The organism is Nocardia sp. CA-135953 (assembly GCF_050955735.1).
Lineage (GTDB): Bacteria > Actinomycetota > Actinomycetes > Mycobacteriales > Mycobacteriaceae > Nocardia.
Map to the genome: position 1 here is coordinate 339,550 of NZ_CP192082.1, position 23,639 is coordinate 363,188.

General features: G+C 66.0%; 12 protein-coding genes. 9 read left to right on the forward strand and 3 right to left on the reverse strand.

Annotated features, from left to right (window positions below; translation table 11 throughout):
* Positions 1 to 184: 184 nt before the first annotated feature.
* The 7 genes from ACQPXH_RS01565 (at position 185) to ACQPXH_RS01595 (ending at position 14,179) form a co-directional block, all read left to right on the forward strand.
* Positions 185 to 1,987, forward strand: coding sequence for an alpha/beta hydrolase-fold protein (locus tag ACQPXH_RS01565; RefSeq protein WP_433603694.1), 1,803 nt, complete (start codon positions 185 to 187; stop codon positions 1,985 to 1,987).
* A gap of 138 nt (positions 1,988 to 2,125) precedes the next feature.
* Positions 2,126 to 2,620, forward strand: coding sequence for a DUF732 domain-containing protein (locus ACQPXH_RS01570; RefSeq protein ID WP_433600575.1), 495 nt, complete (start codon positions 2,126 to 2,128; stop codon positions 2,618 to 2,620).
* Entirely contained in the window at positions 2,617 to 3,606 is a 990-nt protein-coding gene (locus ACQPXH_RS01575) for a cutinase family protein (protein WP_433600576.1), read from the forward strand. The genes ACQPXH_RS01570 and ACQPXH_RS01575 overlap by 4 nt, the downstream gene beginning before the upstream one ends.
* Before the next feature lie 315 nt (positions 3,607 to 3,921).
* Complete coding sequence (locus ACQPXH_RS01580; protein WP_433600577.1) at positions 3,922 to 4,983, forward strand: LLM class F420-dependent oxidoreductase; 1,062 nt, start codon at positions 3,922 to 3,924, stop codon at positions 4,981 to 4,983.
* 170 nt (positions 4,984 to 5,153) lie between these two features.
* Positions 5,154 to 7,070 (forward strand): long-chain-fatty-acid--AMP ligase FadD32, encoded by a 1,917-nt coding sequence (gene fadD32, locus ACQPXH_RS01585; protein WP_433600578.1) that lies wholly within the window; start codon positions 5,154 to 5,156, stop codon positions 7,068 to 7,070.
* Between the two features lie 106 nt (positions 7,071 to 7,176).
* Entirely contained in the window at positions 7,177 to 12,609 is a 5,433-nt protein-coding gene (pks13, locus tag ACQPXH_RS01590; protein ID WP_433600579.1) for a polyketide synthase Pks13, read from the forward strand.
* 25 nt (positions 12,610 to 12,634) lie between these two features.
* Complete coding sequence (locus ACQPXH_RS01595) at positions 12,635 to 14,179, forward strand: acyl-CoA carboxylase subunit beta (protein ID WP_433600580.1); 1,545 nt, start codon at positions 12,635 to 12,637, stop codon at positions 14,177 to 14,179.
* Between the two features lie 73 nt (positions 14,180 to 14,252).
* Here ACQPXH_RS01595 and ACQPXH_RS01600 read toward each other — a convergent pair whose 3' ends face one another.
* Positions 14,253 to 14,750, reverse strand: a complete 498-nt coding sequence (locus ACQPXH_RS01600) for a peptidylprolyl isomerase (RefSeq protein WP_433600581.1) — start codon at positions 14,748 to 14,750, stop codon at positions 14,253 to 14,255.
* Between the two features lie 303 nt (positions 14,751 to 15,053).
* On the opposite strand from ACQPXH_RS01600, the gene ACQPXH_RS01605 reads away from it, so the two are divergent.
* Both ACQPXH_RS01605 and ACQPXH_RS01610 read left to right on the forward strand, forming a co-directional pair.
* Positions 15,054 to 18,422, forward strand: a complete 3,369-nt coding sequence (locus ACQPXH_RS01605; RefSeq protein ID WP_433600582.1) for an arabinosyltransferase domain-containing protein — start codon at positions 15,054 to 15,056, stop codon at positions 18,420 to 18,422.
* A 645-nt stretch (positions 18,423 to 19,067) separates the two neighbouring features.
* Positions 19,068 to 19,655 carry a Uma2 family endonuclease gene (locus ACQPXH_RS01610; protein WP_433600583.1) on the forward strand — a complete coding sequence of 196 codons (588 nt, stop codon included), beginning with the start codon at positions 19,068 to 19,070 and terminating at the stop codon, positions 19,653 to 19,655.
* A 94-nt stretch (positions 19,656 to 19,749) separates the two neighbouring features.
* On the opposite strand, the gene ACQPXH_RS01615 is transcribed toward ACQPXH_RS01610, so the two are convergent.
* Both ACQPXH_RS01615 and ACQPXH_RS01620 read right to left on the reverse strand, forming a co-directional pair.
* The gene (locus ACQPXH_RS01615) at positions 19,750 to 20,082 is read right to left on the reverse strand and encodes a DUF6247 family protein (RefSeq protein ID WP_433600584.1); all 333 of its coding nucleotides are present in this window, start codon (positions 20,080 to 20,082) and stop codon (positions 19,750 to 19,752) included.
* A 118-nt stretch (positions 20,083 to 20,200) separates the two neighbouring features.
* Positions 20,201 to 23,635, reverse strand: a complete 3,435-nt coding sequence (locus ACQPXH_RS01620) for an arabinosyltransferase domain-containing protein (RefSeq protein ID WP_433600585.1) — start codon at positions 23,633 to 23,635, stop codon at positions 20,201 to 20,203.
* Between the last annotated feature and the right edge of the window lie 4 nt (positions 23,636 to 23,639).

Below are 23,639 nucleotides of genomic sequence, written 5' to 3' on the forward strand. Positions count from 1 at the left end.
CCGTCTGCTTCCGAACGGAAGCGGCGGCGCCGTTTCGCATTCGCCAGGCGGATAAGCCTGCCCGCGTGTCTTACCCGCAACCGCGCCGCAACCGGGGTAGGAAACACTTGTGGCAGGACTTGCACTCGGCAGATGTGGGCGGCGCGGGCAGCGTAGCGGACGTGTGACCCGTGGCGCGGTCGCGATGCTCGCCACCGCTATCGCGATCACGCTCGCCTCAGGGCTTTCCCCGAGCACCGCCCCCGCAAACGCCCAACCCGCCGCCGCGCCCGCTGTCGGCGTGACGGTGCAGCGGGTGGTGTGGCTGACCGATCGGCGGGTCGCGCTGTGGATCAATTCGCCGTCGATGGCCACACCCATCCAGGTGCAGCTGCTGCTGGCCCGGGATTGGAACACCCGCCCGGAGGCCAGGTTCCCGGCTCTGTTCATGCTCGACGGTCTGCGGGCGACCGATGAGGAGAGCGGCTGGACCCACGACGCCGGTGCGGTGGATTTCTTCGCCGATAAGAACGTTACGGTGGTGCTGCCGGTCGGCGGTCAGTCCAGCTTCTACTCCGACTGGCTGCAGCCCGACAACGGCCGCAACTACAAATGGGAAACCTTCCTGACCAAGGAACTTCCGCCGCTGCTGGAGAGCCAGTGGCGGACCACGGACGTGCGTGGCATGGAAGGCATTTCGATGGGCGGCACGGCCGCGATGTTCCTGGCCGGGCGCAATCCGAACTTCGCGAGATACGCCGCGTCGTACTCCGGCGTGCTGACCACGACCACTCTCGGCATGCCGCAGGCGATCGAGTACGCCATGCACGATGCGGGCGGATTCGATTCGGCGGCCATGTGGGGTCCGCCGGGCGGTCCGGAGTGGGAGAGCCACGACCCGTATGCGTTGGCGGACAAACTCAAGGGCGTCAGCCTGTATATCTCGAGCGGTAACGGATCGATCGGACCGTTCGACCAGGCCAGCGGCATTCCGGGGGTCAGCACCAATTACGCGGGCATGGGGTTGGAGATCCTATCCCGGCTGACCTCGCAGAACTTCGTGACCAAACTCGGCAAGCTGTCCATCCCGGCCCAGGTGAATTACCGGCCCTCCGGCACACATTCGTGGCCGTACTGGGATTTCGAAATGCGTCAGTCCTGGCCGCAGGCCGCCGCCGCGCTCGGGGTCGACCCGAACAAACCGGCCTGCCAAACCGGGGGCTCGATCGCCGCCCTGGCGAGCGGCAACGGCTGGCTCGGCGAATGCCTCACCGGCGAGTATCAGGTGGCGAGCGGCATCGCGCAGGACTTCAAGGGCGGCCGGGTTTTCTATTCGCAGGCCGACGGCGCGCACGCGGTCGGGGGCATGATCGGCGGCGGCTACCAGGCCGCGCTCGGCCAGGGCGGTGCGCTCGGTCTGCCCACCGATGACGAGCGCGGGCTGCCGGACGGCCGCGGACGCATGCAGGCCTTCCAGAACGGCCTGCTCTACTGGACCCCGCGGACCGGCGCGCAGGTGGTGCGCGCTGCGATTCTCGACGAATGGGGTAGGCAGGGCTTCGAGCGCGGTCCGGCCGGATATCCCACCGGACCCGAGACCAAGGTTCCCACTAAGGACGGTGTGGTCCAGTCCTTCGAAAACGGTCCGTTCTACTACAGCGCGAAGACCGGTGTGCATTATGTGCAGGGAATGATCTTGGGCAAGTACGCCGAATTGGGTTATGAGAACAGCCAACTCGGCTTCCCCACCGCCGACGAGGCCCCGAGCAAGGATTTGGGTCGCTACTCCAAGTTCGAGGGCGGAAATATCTACTGGAGCCCGCTGTCGGGTGCATGGCCGGTGCGTTCGGGTCCGATCATGGATATGTGGTCGGTGGTCGGTTACGAGAACGGCAGGCTCGGGTACCCGACGAGTGACGAGTTCGCCGTTCCCGGGGGGATCCAGCAGAATTTCCAGACCGGATTCATTACGGTGCGCGACGGCAAACCCGAAGTGCACGGCATTTAGTTCCAACCGGTCTGTTTGCCTACCGCCTGCACGTATGCTCGGCTTTCCTCTAGCCTGGGTGGCGACCCGTCCCCTTAGCGAACAGATCGAGGACACGAATTCATGCATCGGACCCGCGGAAAGGTTATCGGCGTAGTCGTGGGGATCGCCGCTACCGGCTTGCTCGCCGCCTGCGGCAATAACGATTCGACTGTGTCGAGCACGCCGACGCTGTCCCACACCACGACCGCGGCGGCAACGACCTCCGCCTCGACCCCTGCCTCGACCAGCGCCGTCGCAACCGGTCAGCCGTCGCAGGCCCCCGAGACGCCCGCCGATACGGCGACGCCGGAGCGCCCGCAGCCCGTTCCGACCAATGCCGCACCTGGTGACACATCGAAGCTGACCGATAAGGACAAGAAGTTCCTCGACGCGCTCAAGGCCGCGGGCATCACTCCGTCCAGCCCGGATATCGCGCTGAGCATCGGCACCTACGTCTGCCAGGGCGTCGCGGCGAATGCCTCCGATCAGGATCTGATGACCTTCGCTACCGCGATGGCCGGATCGGATCCGTCCTTCGATCCGGCGAAAATGCCGGTGGAGCAGGCCGGAAAGATCTACATCGATACGGCTAAGTCGACGTACTGCCAGTGAGTGCGCGCGGTTCGGCCTCCCGCCGGTCCCGAAAACCGGCGGGGTGCCTGCTCTTCATCGGTCTGGTAGTGCTCGTCGTCGTCATCGCGCTGCTGCTGTGGTTCGTGCTCGCCGGACCGCTGCGCAAGCCGAAGCCAGGTCCGAAGCCGCCGCCGACACCGCCGACCTCCCAGCCGGCCTGGTGTCCCGACGTGCAGATGATTTCGATACCCGGCACCTGGGAATCGAACAGCAACGACGATCCGCACAATCCGACGGCCAATCCCATCTCGTTGATGCTCAACGTCTCCGGGCCGGTATCGCAGCAGTTCCCGGAGGGGCGGCTCGATATCTACACCGTTCCGTACGTCGCGCAGTTCTCCAATCCGATCGCGATTCCGCCGGACGGCCAGCAGTCGTACAACAACAGCCGTTCCGAGGGCTGGCAGCGCACGCAGGACGCGATGGCGAATCGGTATCGCGACTGTCCGCTGACCGCCTATGTGGTCGCCGGGTTCTCCCAGGGCGCGGTGATCGCGGGCGATATCGCCAACCAGATCGGCGCGGGCAAGGGACCGGTACCCGCGGACAAGGTGCTCGGCGTCATGCTGATCGCCGACGGCCGCCGCACCGGTGACAACGGACCGGGCCAGGCCATCCAGATCGGCACCGCGCCCGCCGGAGTCGGCGCCGAGGTTTCGCTCAACGGGCTGAAGGTGCCCGGGATCACGATGACCGGTGCGCGTTCGGGTGGGTTCGGCTCGCTGGCCGATCGCACGTACACCATCTGCGCGCCCGGCGACATGATCTGCGATTCGCCGCGCGATGCGTTGAGTCCACTGAACATCGTCGGCAGTGTGCTGACCCTGGTCCGCGCGGTCGGCAACCCGGTGCACAGCCTCTACAACGGCTACGTGGTGGATGGCGACGGCACCACCGCGACACAGTGGACAGTGAACTGGGCCAGCGGTTTGATAGAAGGCGCGCCACATCCGGCGCACGCTTGACCGCCTCCCCCGGCCTTCCGCCGGTCGTGGGAGCCTCGACACCGCGGTCGCGGGCAGGCGGTCGAGTGCGGGTGAGCCTCTGGGCGTACCCGGCGCGTTACCCATGCGCGCACGAAATCAGTCGTTGCGTTGGTGACTGGTCACATGAAACCCGCCTGATCGCGGTGCTAGTGACGCAAGCTTGGGCAGCTACACACCACAACGCTGTAAAGTGCGCCTGATGATCGCGACGCCGGCCCTCGAGCCCCCAGAAGCGTGGGCACGATGCGGCCCGGACTCGCGCCCACATTTCCTTACAGCCAGGAGCATGAGTTCATGACAGAAGCCGCACCGGCCACCACGGCGAGCCGTGAAGCGGATGCTGAGTTGACCGCGCTGGGTACTCCGCTGCGGCCCTTCCGCTTCGCGGCCGCGGGCGAGGGAAATAAGCAAGAGGGCGGGGCCAGGAAGTTCGTCCAGACCGCGCAGACGGCCGAGGAGTACGGCTTCGACACCTTCGTCGTGCCGGACCACCTGGGTGACCAGATCGGCCCGATCGCCGCACTCGGCGCATTGACCCAGGCCACCGAGCGGATCCGGCTGGGAACCTCGGTGCTGGCCAACGGTTTCCGGCATCCGGTGGTGCTGGCCAAGGACCTCGCCACCATCGATGTGCTGTCCAAGGGCCGCCTCGAGGTCGGCATCGGCGCGGGCTGGAAGCAGGACGAATTCGTCGCCGCGGGTCTGCCGTACGAATCGCCTGGCGTGCGCCTCGCGAAGCTGGACGAGACCCTGACCATCCTCGATGTGCTGCTGCGTGGCCAGGAATGCACCTTCGAGGGCAAGTACTACCAGGTGAACGGTGTCAAGGGCACGCCTAGGCCGCGGCAGGGTCCGCGCCCGCCGATCTGCACCGGCGGCGGCGGTCCGAAGATGCTGCGCCTGGCCGCCAAGCACGCCGACATCGTTTCGGTCGTTCCGGTCACCACCAAGAACGGCAAGGGCCTGCTGTCCGGCATCACCTTGGAGAAGACCATCGAGAAGGTGAACCTGATCAAGGAAGCCGCAGGTGAGCGTTTCGCCGATATCGAGCTGAACTGGGCCATTACCGCGATCGTCATCACCGACGACCGGGAGAAGACCGCCGAGATGGCGCTGTCCGCGATCGAGCGCGGATTGCACCCGGACCTCGAGGTCGACGTAAAACTGTCGGTCGAGGAAATCCTCGCTTCGCCCTATGTGGCGATCGGCACATTCGAGGAGATCGCCGAACAGATCCGTCAGGTGCGGCAACTCACATCGATGTCGTATGTCGGTGTGTTCCCAACCCAGATGGACGCGTTCGCGCCGATTATTCCGCTGCTGCGGGGGAGTGACCCGGTCTTCTCTGTAACATGACTCTGGTTTGAGAACATCTAGCCGATAGCGGTCTACCGCGCAGACCGCAATAAAATCTGCAGGCTGGCTCTCGCATGTAGAGCACCCGCGGGCGATAGCGAGTCGGGGCCTCACAGGTAACAGCGGCGTTGTCGCCGTCTTGCTGCGTGTGCCTCGGAGGAGATGAAGGAATGGAAGAGACTTTCGACGATTACCTGGATGAGACCGGGAATATCCGTATTCCCGATGATCACACCCTGGTAGACCACGTCGAGAAGCACACCCGCAACGACGCGAACACCCTCGCGTACCGTTACATCGATTATTCGCGCGAGCGTGACGGTGAAGCGCAGGAGCTGACGTGGCGTGAGTTCGGTATTCGGCTGCGCGCGGTGGCCGCTCGACTGCAGCAGGTGACCAACCCGGGGGACCGGGTCGCGATCCTGGCCCCGCAGGGCCTGGATTATGTGATCTCCTTCTTCGCCGCGATCTACGCGGGCACCATCTCGGTGCCGCTGTTCGACCCCGACGAGCCGGGCCACACCGACCGCCTGCACGCGGTGCTCGGCGACTGCGAACCCTCGGCCATTCTGACCGCGAGCTCCTCCGCGGCCGGTGTGCGCCAGTTCTTCCGCTCGTTGCCCGCCGCCCAGCGTCCGCGCATCATCGCGGTCGACGCGATCCCGGATGCCGTCGGCGAGAGCTGGGTGCGTCCCGATGTCGCCGTCGACGACATCGCTTACCTGCAGTACACCTCGGGCTCCACTCGCGTCCCGGCCGGTGTCGAGATCACCCACCGGGCAGTCGGCACCAATCTGCTGCAGATGGTCGACGCGATCAACCTCGACTGGAACTCGCGCGGTGTCACCTGGCTGCCGATGTTCCACGATATGGGCCTGTTGACGGTGATCCTGCCCGCGGTCGGCGGCAAGTACATCACCATCATGTCGCCGAGCGCATTCGTGCGCCGCCCGTACCGCTGGATCAAGGAACTGGCCGCACACAACGACGGTGCCGGAACCTTCGCCGCCGCACCGAACTTCGCCTTCGAGCACGCCGCCGCGCGCGGTCTGCCGAAGAACGGCGAGTCTCTGGATCTGTCGAATGTCATCGGTCTGATCAACGGCAGCGAGCCGGTGACCACCTCGTCGATGAAGAAGTTCAACGACGCGTTCGCCCCGTACGGCCTGCCCAAGACCGCGATCAAGCCCTGCTACGGCATGGCGGAGGCGACGCTGTTCGTCTCCGCGACCAAGGCTGAGGACGAGGCCAAAGTCGTTTACGTCGACCGCAACGAGCTCAACGCCGGTCGTATGGTCAGGGTCGAGCAGGGCGCCGAGAACGCCATCGCGCAGGTCTCCTGCGGTTATGTCGCGCTGTCGCAGTGGGCCGCCATCGTCGATCCGGAGACCATCGATTCCGACGGCGGCGGGCACGAACTGGCCGACGGCCAGGTCGGTGAGATCTGGCTGCACGGCAACAATATGGGCATCGGCTACTGGGATCGTCCGGACGAGACCGCGGCGACCTTCCACAACAAGGTCGCGCATCGGCTCACCGAGGGCAGCCACACCGAGGGCACCACGGCCGACGCCAACTGGATGCGCACCGGCGACTACGGCGTGTACTTCGAGGGCGAGCTGTACATCACGGGGCGGGTGAAGGACCTCGTCATAGTCGACGGCCGCAACCACTACCCGCAGGACCTGGAGTTCTCCGCGCAGGAGGCCTCGAAGGCGCTGCGGCCCGGTTTCGTGGCCGCGTTCTCGGTGCCCGCGAATCAGCTGCCGGCCGAGGTATTCGAACAGGGCAGCCATTCCGGCCTGAGTTTCGATGCCGACGATGCCTCCGAGCAGCTCGTCATCGTGGGCGAGCGCGGACCCGGCGCGGGCAAGGCCGATCCACTGCCCATCGCCGACGCGGTCCGCGCGGCGGTATCCCAGCGTCACGGTGTGACCGTGCGCGACGTGCTCTTGGTTCCCGCGGGTTCGATTCCACGGACCTCCAGCGGCAAGATCGCTCGACGCGCCTGCAAGACTGCTTATCTGGAGGGAACGCTGCGGGGTGGTTACACCCAGCAGGCCTTCCCCGATGCACCGGAAGAGTAATTGCCCGAGGGTGGCTCGATCCGAATATCGACGCTGGGCGTGGCTTCCCACGTCAGGCGTCGATTCGCGGCGCGCCCGGTACGCAGACAGGTAGCTTGAGGAACTGATGGCTGACAACGAGGGCACGCCCGACCAGACGACCGAGATCGTGCTCGCCGATGCGGACGCGATCGATCCCACTGGCGCCGGGGACGTTTCGCAATCCGCCCCGCGGACCGACATATCCGTCGCGGAGCTGCGGGAGTGGCTGCGCCGCTGGGTCGCCGACGCGACCGGTCAATCGATCGAGCAGATCACGGTGGACCGGCCGATGGAGGAGTTCGGGCTGGCCTCACGCGATGCCATCGCGCTCGGCGGTGATATCGAAGAGCTGACGGGTGTGGTGCTGACGGCGACGATCGTCTATCAGCATCCGACCATCGCGTCGCTGGCCGAGGTCGTCGTCAACGGTGAGCCGGAGTTGCCGCAGGAATCCGCCGACGATTCGTTCTACACCGCGGGCTATCAGCCGGGCGAGGCGCACGATATCGCGATCGTCGGCCTGTCCACCCGGCTGCCGGGCGCGGGCGATACTCCCGAGTCGACCTGGGAATTCCTGATCAACCGCGGTGACGCGATCCGGGAGCGGCCCGAGGGGCGGTGGGAGGAGTTCACCAGCGAACCCGCGGTCGCCGAGGCGGTCGCCGAGGGCAATACGCTGGGTGGCTACCTCGATCAGGAGGTCGTCAAGGGCTTCGACGCGGAGTTCTTCGCGATGTCGCCGGTCGAGGTCGAGCGGGTCGATCCGCAGCAGCGCCTGGCGATGGAGTTGACCTGGGAAGCGTTGGAGCACGCCCGAATTCCGGCCAGTGAGCTCAAGGGTGAACCGGTCGGTGTCTTCATCGGCTCGTCCAGCAATGAATTCCAGCTGATCGCCGCGCTCGGACTCGGCACGCCGGATCCGACTGTGCCCGCCTCGGCCGAGGCGTACGCCATCATGGGCAGCGTTTCCAGCATCATCCCCAACCGGGTGTCCTACTTCTTCGACTTCCGTGGCCCCTCGGTCGCGATCGATACCGCCTGCTCGTCCACCATGGTCGCGGTGCACCAGGCGGTGCGCTCGCTGCGAGACGGCGATTCGAATCTGGCGCTGGCCGGCGGCGTGAATATGCTGCTGTCGCCGATGGCGTCGCTCGGATTCGACCGCAATGGCGCGATCGCCAAGAATGGTCGGCTCAAGGCGTTCTCATCCGATGCGGACGGTTTTGTCCGCGCCGAAGGCGGCGGTCTGGTCGTGCTCAAGCGGCTCGCCGACGCCGAGCGTGACGGCGACAAGATCTACGCGGTGATCAAGGGTTCCGCGGTCAACAATGACGGTCGGTCCAATGGTCTGCTCGCGCCCAACCCGGATGCGCAGGCCGAGGTCCTGCGCCGGGCCTATCGGGATGCGGGTATAGCCCCCTCGACGGTCGACTACATCGAGGCGCACGGCACCGGCACGCTGCTCGGTGACCCGATCGAGGCCGACGCACTCGGTCGGGTGGTCGGCCGTGGCCGCGACGACGACAAGCCAGCGCTGCTCGGCTCGGCGAAGACGAACTTCGGGCACCTGGAGTCCGGTGCGGGCGCTGCCAGCCTGGCCAAGGTGGTCATGGCGCTGCAGAACAACATACTGCCGCCGAACGTCAACTATGCCGGGCCGAACCCGTACATTCCGTTCGAGCAGGCCCACCTGAAGGTCGTCGACGAGGCGACGGAATTCCCGCGCTACAGCGGCACCGCGACCATCGGTGTTTCCGGCTTCGGTTTCGGTGGCACCAACGCCCACGTGGTCATCCAGGAATACAAGCCGACTCCGACTGCGGTCGATCGGAGCCAGGTCGCGGGCTCAGAAAACGAGACCGCGGAACTTATCGCCGAGGCGGCAGACCAGAGCGAAACGATAGACGGGGATATCGAGACCACAGGTGTGGTCGCGGAGGTCGATCAGATAGTCGCGGAGAGTGCCGAGCAGGTTGCGGGAGACGTGGCGGCCGTTGCGGAATGGTCGACCGAGCGGGCTGAACCGCTGCCCGTGATCCTTGCGGTATCGGCTTACCTGCCTTCGCGCCGCCGCCGCGCCGCCACGGAGCTGGCCGACTGGCTGGAGACCGAAGACGGACGTAACACTCCGCTCGAGGATGTGGCGCGTTCGCTGGCCAAGCGAAGCCATTGGCGTTCGCGTGGCGTGGTCATCGCCAAGACCCATGAAGAGGCCGTCGCTGGTCTGCGTGCGATCGCTGCGGGGAAGCCCGGGGCCGGTGTGTTCACCGCGGACGCGCCCGCCGCGCAGGGCCCCGTCTGGGTGCTGTCCGGGTTCGGCGCGCAGCACCGCAAGATGGGTAAGCAGCTCTACCTGGAGAATTCGATCTTCCGCAAGGCCGTCGACGAGGTCGACGAGCTGGTGCAGGACGAGGCCGGGTATTCGGTGCGCGAGATGATCCTGGACGACGCCCAGGATTACAACGTCGGCACCTCGCAGGTCGGCATCTTCACCATTCAGATCGGTCTGGCCGCACTGCTGCGTGCGCACGGCGCGCAACCCGATGCGGTGGTCGGTCATTCGATGGGTGAGGTGGCCGGGGCCTATATCTCCGGTGGTCTCGTGCTCGAGGACGCGGTGCGCGTGATCTGCGCCCGTTCGCGCCTGATGGGCGAGGGCGAGGCGATGATCAGCGATGACGATGTACGCAATATGGCGCTGGTCGAGCTGAGTGCCGCCGATGTCGAGGCGATGCTGGTCGACTATCCGGATGTCGAGTGCGCGGTGTACGCGGCGCCGACGAATACCGTGATCGGTGGTCCGCAGGATCAGGTCGCGGCGATTGTGGCCAAGGTCGAGGAGGCGGGCAAATTCGCCCGCGTGCTGGCGACCCGCGGCGCCGGGCACACCTCGCAGATGGATCCGCTCCTCGGCGAGCTGGCTGCGGAGCTGGCCGGTATCGAGCCGACCAAGTTGACGGCCGGCCTGTACTCGACCGTCGACAAGGAAGAGTTCTACCGGCCCGGCAGCGATCCGGTGCACGACGAGGCCTACTGGGTCAAGAACATGCGCCACTCGGTGTACTTCACCAATGCGGTGAAGCTCGCGGTGGATACCGGCCACACCACCTTCCTGGAATTGGCGCCGAATTCCGTTGCGCTGATGCAGGTTCTGGGCACGACCTTCACGGCGGGTGTGCACGATGCGCAGCTCATCCCGACGCTCAAGCGCAAGGAAGACGAGTCGGCGGGCGTAATCTCCGCGCTGGCCCAGCTTTACGTGCACGGGCATCGCGTCGATCTGCCGTCGCTGCTGCCCGCGGGCGGCTACGCCGATATTCCGCGCACCGCGTTCCTGCGCAAGCAGTACTGGCCGAAGGCGAAGATGGCCGGTGGCAGCGGCAATGCGCGCGTGCCGGGTGCGCATGTCGCGCTGCCGGACGGCAGGCACGTGTGGGAGGTGCAGGCCTCGGCCGTCACCGATCTCGCCTTGCTGGTGAAAACCGCTGCGGCACAGGTACTCAGCGAGGTGTCGTTGGGCGCGTCGGTCCCGCACGCGGTGCTGCCGACCACCGGAACGCTGACCACCACGTTGATCCCGCACCTCGGTGGTGCGTCGGTGCAGGTGCACGCGCGTGCGGGGGTGAGTTTCCAGCTGCTGTTCGAGGCGGTCGTCGCCTCAGGTGCGCCGCTGCCCGAACCCGTTGTCGCCGCTGCGGTTCCGGGAACCGAGGTCGCGACCACCGGCGAGGCCGATCTGGAGGTCGTCGAAACCTTCGGTGAGCGTTGGGATCCGGCGGGCACCCAGACCTTGGAGGAGCGGCTGGCGCTGATCGTCGCCGAGTCCATGGGTTACGCGGTCGAGGATCTGCCGATGGAGATCCCGCTGATGGAGCTCGGCCTCGACTCGCTGATGGCCATGCGCATCAAGAATCGGGTGGAATACGAATTCGATATTCCGCAGCTGCAGATCCAGGCCGTGCGCGATGCCAACTTGAACGAGGTCGGCAAGGTGCTGCACTATGCCATCGAGCACCGCGACGAGGTGCAGGCGATCGCCGATAAGCAGGCGGCCGGTGAGGAGATCGCGGTCGACGGCGGATTCATCGCCGCGGCGCGCGCTGCGGTTGCGGCGGGTGCGGATCCGGCGGCCGTGGTGGCGAATGTCGCTGCCGCTGAAGGGGTTTCGCTCGACGCCGAGAACACCTCGGTGGAGGCGGAGGCCGAGAAGATTGTCGCCGAGGCGGAGACGGCGGCCGGTATCACCGGTGCTGCGGCTGATACCGCCGCGCCTGCCCCGGCCACTCCGGCGCAGGCGGCCGCGGTCGAGGCGAACGAGGCTGCGACCGGGCGGGCACTGGACACCGAGGACACCACTGCGGTCGGCGCGGCCGAGGCCGTGGCTGCTGGCGGGGCTCCCGCCGCCGCCGCGATCTTCGGTGGTCAGCCCGCCGGTGCCGATGAGGACGATGTGCCGCCGCGTGATGCCGCCGAGCGGTTGACCTTCGCCACCTGGGCGATCGTCACCGGTAAGTCGGCGGGTGGCATTTTCAATACCCTGCCGATCCTGGAGGAGGAGGTCGCCGAGAAGTTGGCGGCTCGACTCACCGAGCGGGTCAAGGCGGAGGTCACCGTCGATGACGTGCTCGACTGCGAGACCATCGAGCAGCTCGCCGATATCGTGCGCGAACTGCAGAACAGCGGTGCCGATGTGGATGGTTTCGTGCGTCCGCTGCGGGCGCGCGCCGAGGGCTCGAATGCGGTGCCGGTCTTCGTCTTCCACCCTGCGGGCGGCAACACCCTGGTGTACGAACCGCTGTTGAAGCGCCTGCCCGCCGACACCCCGATGTACGGCATCGAACGTGCCGACGGCGATATCGAGGACCGTGCCAAGCAGTACGTGCCGCAGTTGCGCCTCATCCAGGGTGACGGCCCGTACGTGCTGTACGGCTGGTCGCTCGGCGCGGTGCTCGCCTTGGCGGTCGCGCATCTCCTTCGTGCCGAGGGCGCGGACGTTCGCATGGTCGGCCTGATCGACCTGGCCATTCCGACCGAGCCGGAGGACAACAGCCCGGCGGAACGGATTCGCCGTATCCAGCGCTACCAGGCATTCGCAAAGAAGACCTATGGGGTTGAAGGCGAACTGCCGCAGGAGCAGTTGGAAGAACTGGCGCTGGCCGATGACGAAGATCAGTTCAAGATGATCAGCGATCTCGTCAAGATCAGTGGAACCAAGATTCCGGGCGGTGTGCTCGAACATCAGCGCACCTCGTGGATCGAGAATCGCGCATTGCAGAAGCTGAGCCCCACCCGCTACGAGGGCGACGTCGTGCTCTATCTCGCCGATCGCTACCACGACGGCGCGATCGAGCTGGAACCGCGTTTCGCGGATCGGCGACCCAATGGCGGTTGGGATGAATACATTCCGAACCTCGAGGTTATACATATCCCGGGTGACCACCTCCAGATCGTTGACGAGCCGCGGATCGGAAAGATCGGAGCCGACCTCACCGCGAAGCTTGCCGTTTTTGCCCCGTAGGGGTGCACCTGATGAGAGGGGCCAAGTGAGCACTACTGCCGAGAAACTTGCCGACCTGCGAAAGAGACTGGAATTAGCGCAGGAACCGGCGGGCGAAGCGGGGGTGGCGAAGCGGGCCGCAAAGGGAATTCCGAGCGCTCGCGATCGGATCAATATGTTGCTCGATCCGGGTACCTTCGTGGAAATCGGTGCGCTGGTGCGAAAGCCGGGTGATCCATCGGCACTGTACGGCGACGGTGTGGTCACCGGGCACGGCCTGGTCGAGGGTAGGCCGGTGGCGGTGTTCTCACACGACCAGACCGTCTACGGCGGTTCGGTCGGAGAGATGTTCGGGCGCAAGGTCGCCGCTGTCCTGGAGTTCGCGACCAAGGTCGGCTGCCCGGTGGTCGGCATCAACGACTCCGGTGGCGCCCGGGTGCAGGAGGCGGTGACCTCACTGGCCTGGTACGCCGAGCTGGGTAACCGCGCCGAGCCGCTATCGGGCATGGTGCCGCAGGTTTCGATGATTCTCGGCAAGTGCGCGGGCGGGGCGGTGTACGCCCCGATCAATACCGACGTGGTGGTGGCCACCCACGAGGCCTACATGTTCGTCACCGGGCCCGGCGTGATCCGGGAAGTGACCGGCGAGGACGTCAGCCTCGAGGAACTCGGCGGCGCCGATAGCCAAGCGCAGTACGGCAATATCCATCACGTCGCCGATGATGAACAGTCCGCGTTCGAATGGGTGCGCGCGTATCTGGGCTTCCTGCCGACGAGCTGCCAGGAACAGCCGCCGATCGTGAATCCGGGGCTGGAGCCGGAGATCACCGAATCGGATCTGGAGCTGAATTCGATTGTCCCGGACTCGGATAACTCCGGGTACGACATGCACGACATCCTGTTGCGCATATTCGACGACGGTGATTTCCACGAGATCGGCGCCTCGGCCGGGCGCAATATCATCACCGGATTCGCGCGGGTGGACGGCCGCAGCGTCGGTGTGGTCGCGAATCAGCCGATGGTGTCCGCCGGTGCGCTCGATGCGAGGGCCTCGGATAAGGCCGCGCACTTCGTGCGGATGTGCGATGCGTTCGAGATTCCGCTCGTATTCGTTGTCGACACACCGGGATTCCTACCCGGTGTGGAACAGGAGAAGATCGGCGTCATCAAGCGCGGCGGCCGCTTCCTGTTCTCCTACGTCGAGGCGACCGTGCCGAAGGTTACCGTGGTTATCCGCAAGTCCTACGGCGGCGGATATGCGGTGATGGGTTCGAAACAGCTCGGTGCGGATGTGAATCTGGCCTGGCCGACCGCCCGGATCGCGGTCATGGGCGCGGAGAGCGCGGTCAGCCTGATCGGCCGCAGACAGATCGATGCGGCGCCGGAGGATCAGCGCGCCGCGGTGCGCCAGCAGATGATCGACTTCTACAACGCGACCGTGGCGACCCCGTGGGTCGCGGCCGAGCGCGGCTATATCGACGCCGTCATCGAACCGTCGACCACCCGCCTGGAACTGCGTCGCGCCCTCCACCTCCTGCGCGATAAGGTCCTCCTCCGCAACCCCCGCAAACATCACCTCCTGCCGCTCTGACGGGATCGGGCCGCATCCCCGGTGGAATGCGGCCCGATGCTCTTCGTGGCAGGCTCTTCGTGGGCAGCGGAAGTCAGGCGATGGTCGCCGACTCGATGATGACGTCGTCCTGCGGCACATCCTGGTGCATGCCCGACGAACCGGTGGATACCGCGGCGATCTTGTCGACCACCTCGGAGCCCTCGGCGACCTTGCCGAAGACCGCGTAGCCCCAGCCCTGCGGATTCGGCGCGGTGTGGTTCAGGAAGCCGTTGTCGGAGATGTTGATGAAGAACTGCGCGGTCGCCGAATGCGGGTCGTTGGTGCGGGCCATCGCAACGGTGTACTTGTCGTTCTTCAGGCCGTTGTTCGCTTCGTTCTGAATCGGGGCCTGCGTGCCCTTCTGCTGCATCTCGGGGGTGAAGCCACCGCCCTGGATCATGAAACCCGGAATGACGCGGTGGAAGATGGTGCCGTTGTAGTGGCCGGCGTTTACGTAATTCACGAAGTTCGCGACGGTGTTCGGGGCCTTCGCGTCGTCGAGGTCCAGCACGATCGGTCCGTAGTTGGTTTCGAGATTCACCTTTGTCATACCTCACACCTTTCCATCCCCCCGGCAACTGGTCAGCAGTTCGGGTCAGAGTTCGATTCGCAACCGCTGTCTCTGCGTTCCGCGAGTTCGCCACCATCCGCTGGATGGTGACCAAAGAATCGGACCCAGGTTTCGAGCGAAGCGAGATCGAGCACGCGCCGTTCGCGGCCCGGCTCGCGTCCGAGTGGCCGAAGCGCATGCGACGAAGTCGCGAGTCTCGGCCGCTCGGACGCAAGCCATCGGGGGGCCGCGAACACGTCGCGGCGGAGCCGCGACAATTAAACACCGCTACCATTGCCAACCGTGCCCGACGCCGCTACCGCTGTCTTGACAAAACCGCCCGCCGCGCCCGAAGTCGCACCGAGCGATTTCCGAACCGCGCGTCTCGTCGCGCTGGTCGCCGGCGTGCTCGGCGCGCTGTTCGCGCTGGCAGCTCCGTTCTTACCGGTCAGCCAGACCACCGCGACGCTGAACTGGCCGCAGGACGGCGCCCTCAACAGCGTGCAGGCGCCGCTCATGTCGCAAGTGCCGATCGATCTCGACGCGCGCATTCCGTGTTCGGCAATCGATCAGCTGCCGAGTTACGGCGGGATGCTGCTGGCTACCGCGCCGCCACAGGGCGACCGGGCCTCGCTCGAGGCGATGTTCGTGCGGGTCTCGGACACCACGGTGGATGTGGTCGACCGCAATGCCGTGGTCGCCTCGGCCGAGCGTGCGCAGTTGGGCGCGTGCACGTCGATCACCATCAGCTCCGACATCAATCGGACCAGGGCGTCGTTCGACGGTGTGACCACGACGATCGAGCGGCCGGTCGAGGGCGCGGCGCCCGGGACGACGCAGAAGGTCGAGGTGCCGGTCGAGGGGCAGCTGAACGGTGATCTGCGGCCGCAGGTGGTCGGCGTGTTCACCGATCTGAAGGGCGCGGTGCCCACCGGCCTTTCATTCCATATGACGGTGGACACCCGGTTCTCCTCCAACCCGACCCCGGTCAAGTTGATCGCGATGATCGCGGCGGTGCTGTGCACGCTGATCGCGCTCGGCGCACTGGCTCGGCTCGACGGCAGTGACGGGCGCGGGCACCGCCGGATCCTGCCCGCCAACTGGCTGAAGCCGAACTGGGCGGACGGCGCGGTCGTCGGCACGCTGCTGCTGTGGCATTTCGTCGGCGCCAACACATCCGACGACGGCTACATCCTGAGCATGGTGCGGGTGGCGCCGCACGCCGGCTATATGGCCAATTACTTCCGCTGGTACGGCGTGCCGGAGGCGCCGTTCGGCTGGTACTACTACGTCATCCAGGCCTTCTCGGAGATCTCCACCGCGAGCCCGTGGGTCCGGTTGCCCGCGTTGTTCTGCGCGATTCTCTGTTGGATGGTGATCAGTCGCGAGGTGGTGCCCCGGCTGGGGCGGGGGGTGCGCAACAGCAAGGTGGCGCTGTGGACCGGTGGGCTGGTCTTCCTGGCGTTCTGGCTGCCGTTCGACAACGGTCTGCGCTCTGAGTCGATCGTCGCGCTCGGCGCGCTGCTGACCTGGGTTTCGATCGAGCGGGCCATTGCGACGGGGCGACTGCTCCCGGCCGCGGTGGCGATTCTGGTGGCCGCGTTCACCTTGGCGGCGGCGCCGACCGGTCTGATGTGTGTGGCGGCTCTGCTCGCCGGTATCCGGCCGCTGGTGCGGATCGTGGTGCGGCGGCATCGGCAGTTCGCGGCGCAGGGTGTCGGCAAGTGGGGTTCGACGCTGCCGCTGCTCGCGCCGATCGCGGCGGCCGGTCTGCTGGTGCTGATCGTGGTGTACACCGACCAGACCTTCGCCGGTATCCAGGAGGCCAACCGGGTGCGGCAGGTGACCGGCCCGAACCTGGCCTGGTACGAGGACTACCTGCGCTACTACTACCTGTTCGTGGAGACCGTCGACGGATCGCTGTCGCGCCGCTTCGCCTTTCTGATCATGCTGCTGTGCCTGTTCACCACCATGCTGGTGCTGTTGCGGCGCAGGCAGGTTCCCGGCATCGCCAGCGGTCCGACCTGGCGGCTGATGGGCGTGGTCTTCGGAACCATCTTCTTCATGATGTTCAACCCGACGAAGTGGACCCACCACTTCGGCGCGTATGCGGGCATCGCCGGATCACTGGCCGCGGTCACCGCGGTGGCGGTTTCGGCAAGCGCGTTGCGGGCCAGGAAGAATCGGGCGATCTTCCTCGCCGGATTGCTGTTCGTGCTTGCGGTCGCCTTCTCGGGTATCAACGGTTACTGGTACGTCTCCAGCTTCGGTGTGCCGTGGTTCGACAAGCGGATCTCGCTGCACGGCTACCAGTCGAACACGCTGATGCTGGTGCTGTTCGGGCTGGCGCTGGCGCTGGTCGGCTGGTCGGCGCTGCGCGAGGATTACACCAAGCCGCAGCCGTCGGCGAAGTCGGTGCGCGGCAAGCGGATTCGTAAGTTCGCTGCTATCCCGCTGACCGTCGTCGTCGCGCTGATGGTGCTGCTCGAGGTGTGCTCGCTGGTCAAGGGCGCGGTATCGCAGTACCCCGCATATTCGCTCGCGCGCTCGAATTTCGATGCGGTGCAGGGTAATTCGTGCGGTCTCGCGAATGACGTGCTGGTGGAACCGGATGTGAACAAGGGCAACGGCATGCTCACGCCGATCGTCGATCCGGCGAATCCGCCGAAGAACGGTGATCCGCTGGCAGGCGCCGATCCGGTCGGCTTCGATCCGAACGGTGTGCCCGAGAAGCTCAGCGCCGACACCATCGAGGTGAAACCGGGCACCGGCAATACCTCCACCCAGTCGGTCGGTCCGGTCGGCGCGGACGGTCAGAACGCGGGCACCGACGGCGGCTTCGGCGCGACCGGTGTCAACGGCAGCCGGGCCACCCTGCCCTTCGGCCTCGATCCGGCCACCACGCCGGTCATGGGCAGCTACCAGCAGGGCGTGCAGCAGCCCGCGCATCTGGTCTCCAGCTGGTACCAGCTGGCGCCGCGCTCGGGTGATCGTCCGCTGGTGGTCATTTCGGCCGCGGGCCGGATCCTGTCCGTCGACGACACCGGCGACACCAGGTACGGCCAGTCGCTGACCGTCGACTACGGCAAGCACCTGCCCGACGGCAGTGTGCAGATGCTCGGCACCTACCTGCCGCGCGATATCGGTCCGTTCCCATCGTGGCGCAACCTGCGCGTCCCGCTCGACGAGATCGCACCCGATGCCGATGCGGTGCGCGTTGTCGCCAACGACCCGATCCTGATCGGCGACCAGTGGCTGGCGTTCACCCCGCCGCGGATGCCGAAGTTGGCCACGCTCAACAGCTTCATCGGCTCCGAGCAGCCGGTGCTGCTGGACTGGGCGGTCGGGCTGCAGTTCCCGTGCCAGCGGCCGCTGGACCACAAGAACGGCATGGCCGAGGTGCCCGGGTACCGGATCCTGCCGGACCGGCCACTGGCCATCAGCTCGACGAATACCTGGCAGGCCGAAGAATTCGGCGGGCCCCTCGGCTTCAGCCAGATGCTGGCGAAGTCGAGCACCGTTCCGACGTATCTGAAGAACGATTGGGCGCGGGACTGGGGTTCGCTGGAGCGGTACGACCAGTACTACCCGAATGCGGTTCCGGCCAAGTTGGATACGGGTACGGCCAACCGTTCGGGGCTTTGGTCGCCCGGACAACTGCGCGTGTTCTAACTCCTGGCTATACCGGCCCGTCGAATCGGAATTCCACCGATTCGGCGGGCCTGTCCTATATCTAAATGCGACCGCACGGAATGTTTATCGAAGTGCGGCGCTATTCGCCACTACCTATTCGTGAGCGCACACACGCGATCGCGCGGATACGGTGCCGTATCTGCGTGTGGCCTGCGCTTACGTGTGCTGGGACAGCAAGAGGCCGCCGCATTGGCGATTCGCCATTGCGACGGCCGGGTGGTCGGTTGGTTGATGAACGACGGACTCAGACTTTTGTCATACGCAGTCCGAGTTCACGACGGAGTAGCTCCTGCGGGGTTTGCCGGGATAACACACGCAGCACCGCCGGTCGAAGCTCCCTTAGTTCATCTTCGGTGAGCAGTCCGACGAGGTCACGCAGATCCATATCATCGAAGGCCGCGGTCATGATTAAAGGTTAAGGCCAGCTTCACCGTTGGGAAGGCGTTCGTGGCCAACATTTACGACACGGTCACGCTGGTTCACCGTCGTAACGTGCGCGGGCCGCTTGCACCTCATCGATGCGCTCCTTTATGGCGCGCATCACAGTCTATGGGCTGTCGCTGAATGTGGAACGGCGCGATCGAGTTGTCAGCCGAGCCTGGGCCTACCCGGTACGCTCACGGCATGACTAGCGGCGCTCCGAGCGACTGGTACCGGTGGATTCCGGAGCAGATCACTGCCCGCGACTACGAGCTGCTGCCCGAGGACTTCGGCCGAACCATCGAGGTGATCGACGGGCATATCGTGAAATGCGAGAGCCCGTCCCGTTTGCACAATCGGGTGGCTCGGCGGATGGCGGCGCGGATGGAAGCTGGCCGTAAGCCCGAGCCGTGCTTGATGGTCGAGACGGACGTGGATGTCCGAATCAGCGATGTTCCGCTGAGCCTGCGCCGACCGGACATCGTCGTATACCGCTGCCTCGACGACGACGCGAAGCTCTACGCGGGTGACGCCGTGCTGGTGGTCGAGATCGTTTCTCCCGATAGCTCGCACCATACCGATACGGTCGAGAAGAAGGCCGCCTACGCCGCTGCGGGTATTCCGGTGTACTTCATCGTTTTTCCCACCGAGGCCGGGGACGGTATCGAGCAGATCGAGGAGTACCGACTCTCCGAAGGCCGTTACCATCTGGTCTGCCTGCATACCCGACGGCTGACACTGGATACACCGATTTCCATCGATGTCGCATTCGATGAGCTGACAGCGGGTTAGCGCGTTCGGCTGGCGAAGTCCGGTGCGGCCTCGATCGTCCCTGCGAAAGATAGACGGCGCGGGTGCGCGGCTGCCGGGATGATTCGGTACAACCTCAGCTGACCTGTCGTCGCGCGATCAGTGCCCGCATATCCTCGATAGAACCCGCGCTCGGATTGGCCCCGGACCGCTGGATCTGCTCCGCCTTGGCCTGTAACCGGAAGTAGGCGCCCGGCTCGCGCACCTCGGCAACAGCGATATGCCGCCATTTGGTCAGCAGTTCGAGGATGCCGGAGAGTTCCTTGCTGTTCTTGGCCCGGTCCAGCACGATTTCCCACTCGTGATCGAACTCGGCGAGCAGTGTGGGTGTCAGCGCCGCGCGGATCGCTGCCGGTTCCGCGGCGGGGACACCCGTCACGGGTTCGGGCAACGGTGCGGGGGAAGCCATACCCCACCATAACTGCCGAGACCGGCGATGTGGCCAGACAGCGGCGTCTGGGTTATACCCCAGCAGTATGTGCGTGGACCTCAGCACGCGATGACGCATATGAAGCCGACTTCGAGTGCTAGCGCGCTCGGATCGGGTCGGCTTTCTTCCAGCCGTTGACCGATTGCACGGTGGTGGCGACGGTTGCGGGAGTGGCGGTGAGGTCGTAGGGGGTGAACTGTTCGAGGGAGCCCCAGTCTCGGGTCCAATTGTGGGTGAGATAGGTGGGGATGGTTTGGGATTTCAGGAGTAGACCGGTCCAGCCGAGGGGGCCGCCGCCGATATCGTCCTGCCAGGCATTGGAGGCGTCGGAGCCGACGCGGTCGGGCAGGATGCGCCAATTGGGGACCTCGGCGACGCCGTCGTGGTGGTCGAACGGGCGCTGGCAGGGGAAGGCCAGGCCGACGTGCCAGTCCAGCAGGACCGGAGCGGTTTCGCCGACAACGGAATTCAGCGTGGCCAGACGCGGCAGCCGGGGCGGGGTGACGGCCAGCCATTGCTTCTGGGTGATGTCGTTGTCGACCGCGACCAACCGGACCGCGTTCACTCCGGCGGGCAACTTGTCCAGTGGCACCCGGAGATTGCGCCAGGACGGTGCGGGGCCGATGTCGAGCGGATCGACCGAACCGAGCGTTCGCACCTCGCCGTCCGCTCCGCGCACGCCGTACTCCAGGTGCAGCTCCTGTCCGTAGGTGAGCACACCGTCGGCATCGACCGAGCGGATCCGGCCCGCCGCGGTAATGGCGAGCACCTGGTAGGCCGGGTCATCGCGCATGCTGTCGGTCAGATCGAGCCGGTACCACTGCGACGTGAGTTCGGCCTGCTGCTGATCGGCCCCGTCCTGGTAGCTGCCCATGATCGGGGTCCGCGCCGGGTCCAGGCCGAACGGCAATGCCACTGTGCTGCCGTTGATTCCGGCCTGCTGGGTGGTGCCGCCGCCGGTGCCCGCACCGGTTGTTTTGGTGGTCTTGTTCTTCGAATCCTTGTTCACCGAATTCGCACCGCCGGTGACGGTTTCCTCGGCATCGGCGGTGAGGTCGGCGGCGACCCCGTTGGACGTGAAGCCCTTCGATTCGGCGGACAATCCGTCGGCGGGGGAGCCGGTGTAGGGGAGCAGCAGCGAGTTCGCGGTATCGGTCTCCACCAGCACCTCGTTGGCGAGCGCACAAGTATTGCCAGTCAGCGATTCGAGATTCGACTTGGCGATCGAGTACGCCGGGTACTGCGTGACCGCCGCCTTGGCCAGCGACGCCACCTCGAACAGCACGAGCAGCGCCGCCGCGATCGTCAACGGCGCGGAGGCGTAACGCTCGAAACGGCGTGGCGCATCGGTCTTCTCGCGGTACGGCTCGCGATAGTGCAGCCACACCGCGACGAGCAGCGCAACCCCGCTGAGCCCGAGGAACAGTGTGGACAGGCCCTTACCCGCGACCAGCGGCGCCTTGTCCCACCACGGCACACCGTAACTGGATACGTACCACCAGCCATTGGATCCGGTGAAGGTGATCGCCAGCAGGAACAGCACGGCCGCCGCGACCAGCGACCGGTTGCGTGGCGAGCGAATCCCATTGGTGCCCACCGCGACCGCCGCCAGCGCCGCAAGCGACCCGGCCAGCCCAGCGTAAACGCCGAAGTGGTGGGTCCATTTGGTCGGCGTGAACATCATCAGCAGCAGCGAGGCGAAGACGATGCCGAGAATTCGCACCGACGGCCCGCGCGACGTTCCCGGAATCCGTCCCTTGCGCAGCACCTGCAGCACACAGACCAGCAGGCACAGCAGCATGATCAGCACACCGAAGCGCCGCGCCAGCGATCCGTCCGGCGAGAGCATCAGCAGCGAATCCCACCGCGTACGCTCGTCGAACCAGGCGACATTCGGCCCGACGAGGGTACGCACCCGAGTCGCTTCCATTACCGTCGCCAGCGTCTGATCGGCGAAAACGACCACCAGCACGAGCGTTCCGGCGGCCAGGCCCGGTGCCAGCAACGCGGCATATCGGAAGAAGGTGGCCAGGCGTGAGGTGCTCCGATCCGCACGCACGTCGACGCGAGCCTGTCGTCCGGGCAGTTCGGCACTCGGATTTCCCTGGTCCCCACCAGGATTCGCGGTATAGGCGGGCTCTCTTCCGACAGCGTCGGCCGATCCTGCGGCAGCTGCCGCAGGTCCCTGCTTCGCACTGGACGCGGAATCCAGCAATGTGCCGGCCGCATCGCGCGCCCGCCGAATAATGATCTGCAACATCGGCCGCGAACCCGCGATCAGCGCCGCCACACAGATCAACCCCGTGGGACCGGCCGCCAGTGAGAACGCGGCGATCAGCACACCGACCGCGGCGGGCAACAGCCGTCCCGTCGCAATGGCCCGCTCGATCGAGCACCAGGTCAACAGCGCACCCGCGGCGATCAGCGGTTCGGGCCGCAGACCGTTGTCATAGGGCAGCCAGAACGCGAGGAAGACCAGACCGGCGGTCCACAGCGCCACCTTGTGCCTGCGCACTCGAGCGCCCAAGCGCGGCAGCACCTCCCGGCTGATCACCATCCAGCACACGATGCCGGCGGCCAGCGTCGGCAGCCGCATCCACGGGCTGGCATCGGAGACCTTGGTCATCCAGGCCAGCACCTCGTAGGACCAGCCGAACGGCGCCTCGGGCACCGCGAACCAACGGTAGTAGTTGGCCATGTATCCCGAATGCTCCGAGACGCGGGCCATATTCAGGATGTAGCCGTCGTCGGAGGTATTCGCGCCGATGAAGTGCCACAGCACCAAGAGCCCGAGCACCGCCACATCGGCCAGGGTGAACCGCCACCAGTGCGCGGGCAGGAACCGGCGCGCGCGCCGACCATCGGCATTGTCGAGCAGGTGCAGCGCGATCAGCGCGACGATCGTGCAGATCGCCGCCGCGATCATGGCACCGAGCTTCAGCGCGGACGGGGTCGAGGAGAAGCGGGAATCGATATCGGCGTGCAGCTTCGCGCCATCGAGCTTCGCGGCATCCAGATCGGTGAAGACGCCGACCATCTGTGGGCGGATATCGCGGGTGATGGTGTTGCGGAAGGGCGTACCGTCCTGGCGTTTCGCACCGACGAATTCGACCGAGGTCGCGGCCGCCGTGGTGGTGATGGTGACGGACTCGCACCCGGCGATCTCCGCGACCGGTGCGGACAGCAGCGGCACATCACGCTGCAGCACCGCGAGCGTGCCGTCGGTGACCGAGACGATCAGTCCTTTGGCACTGGCCTGACCCGAGGCGTGCGGAATGGTCGAAAGCACCGTGCCCGACCCGGCCGCGGTCACCACCGAACACGGCAGCGTCGCATCCAACCGCAGCGGCACATACGAAACCAGCGGCGCCTCGACACTGGTACGGCCCGCCTGGGGCCAGTCGAGCGCGGCCCGATCCTGTTTCACCGGAAGCAACGGCGTCAACAGTGCCAGCACGAATCCGAGCAACCCGGAGACGAGGGCGATCAGGCGGTTTCGGGTGAACGCTGCAGAAGTTCGGTCCGGTCGCACGAGG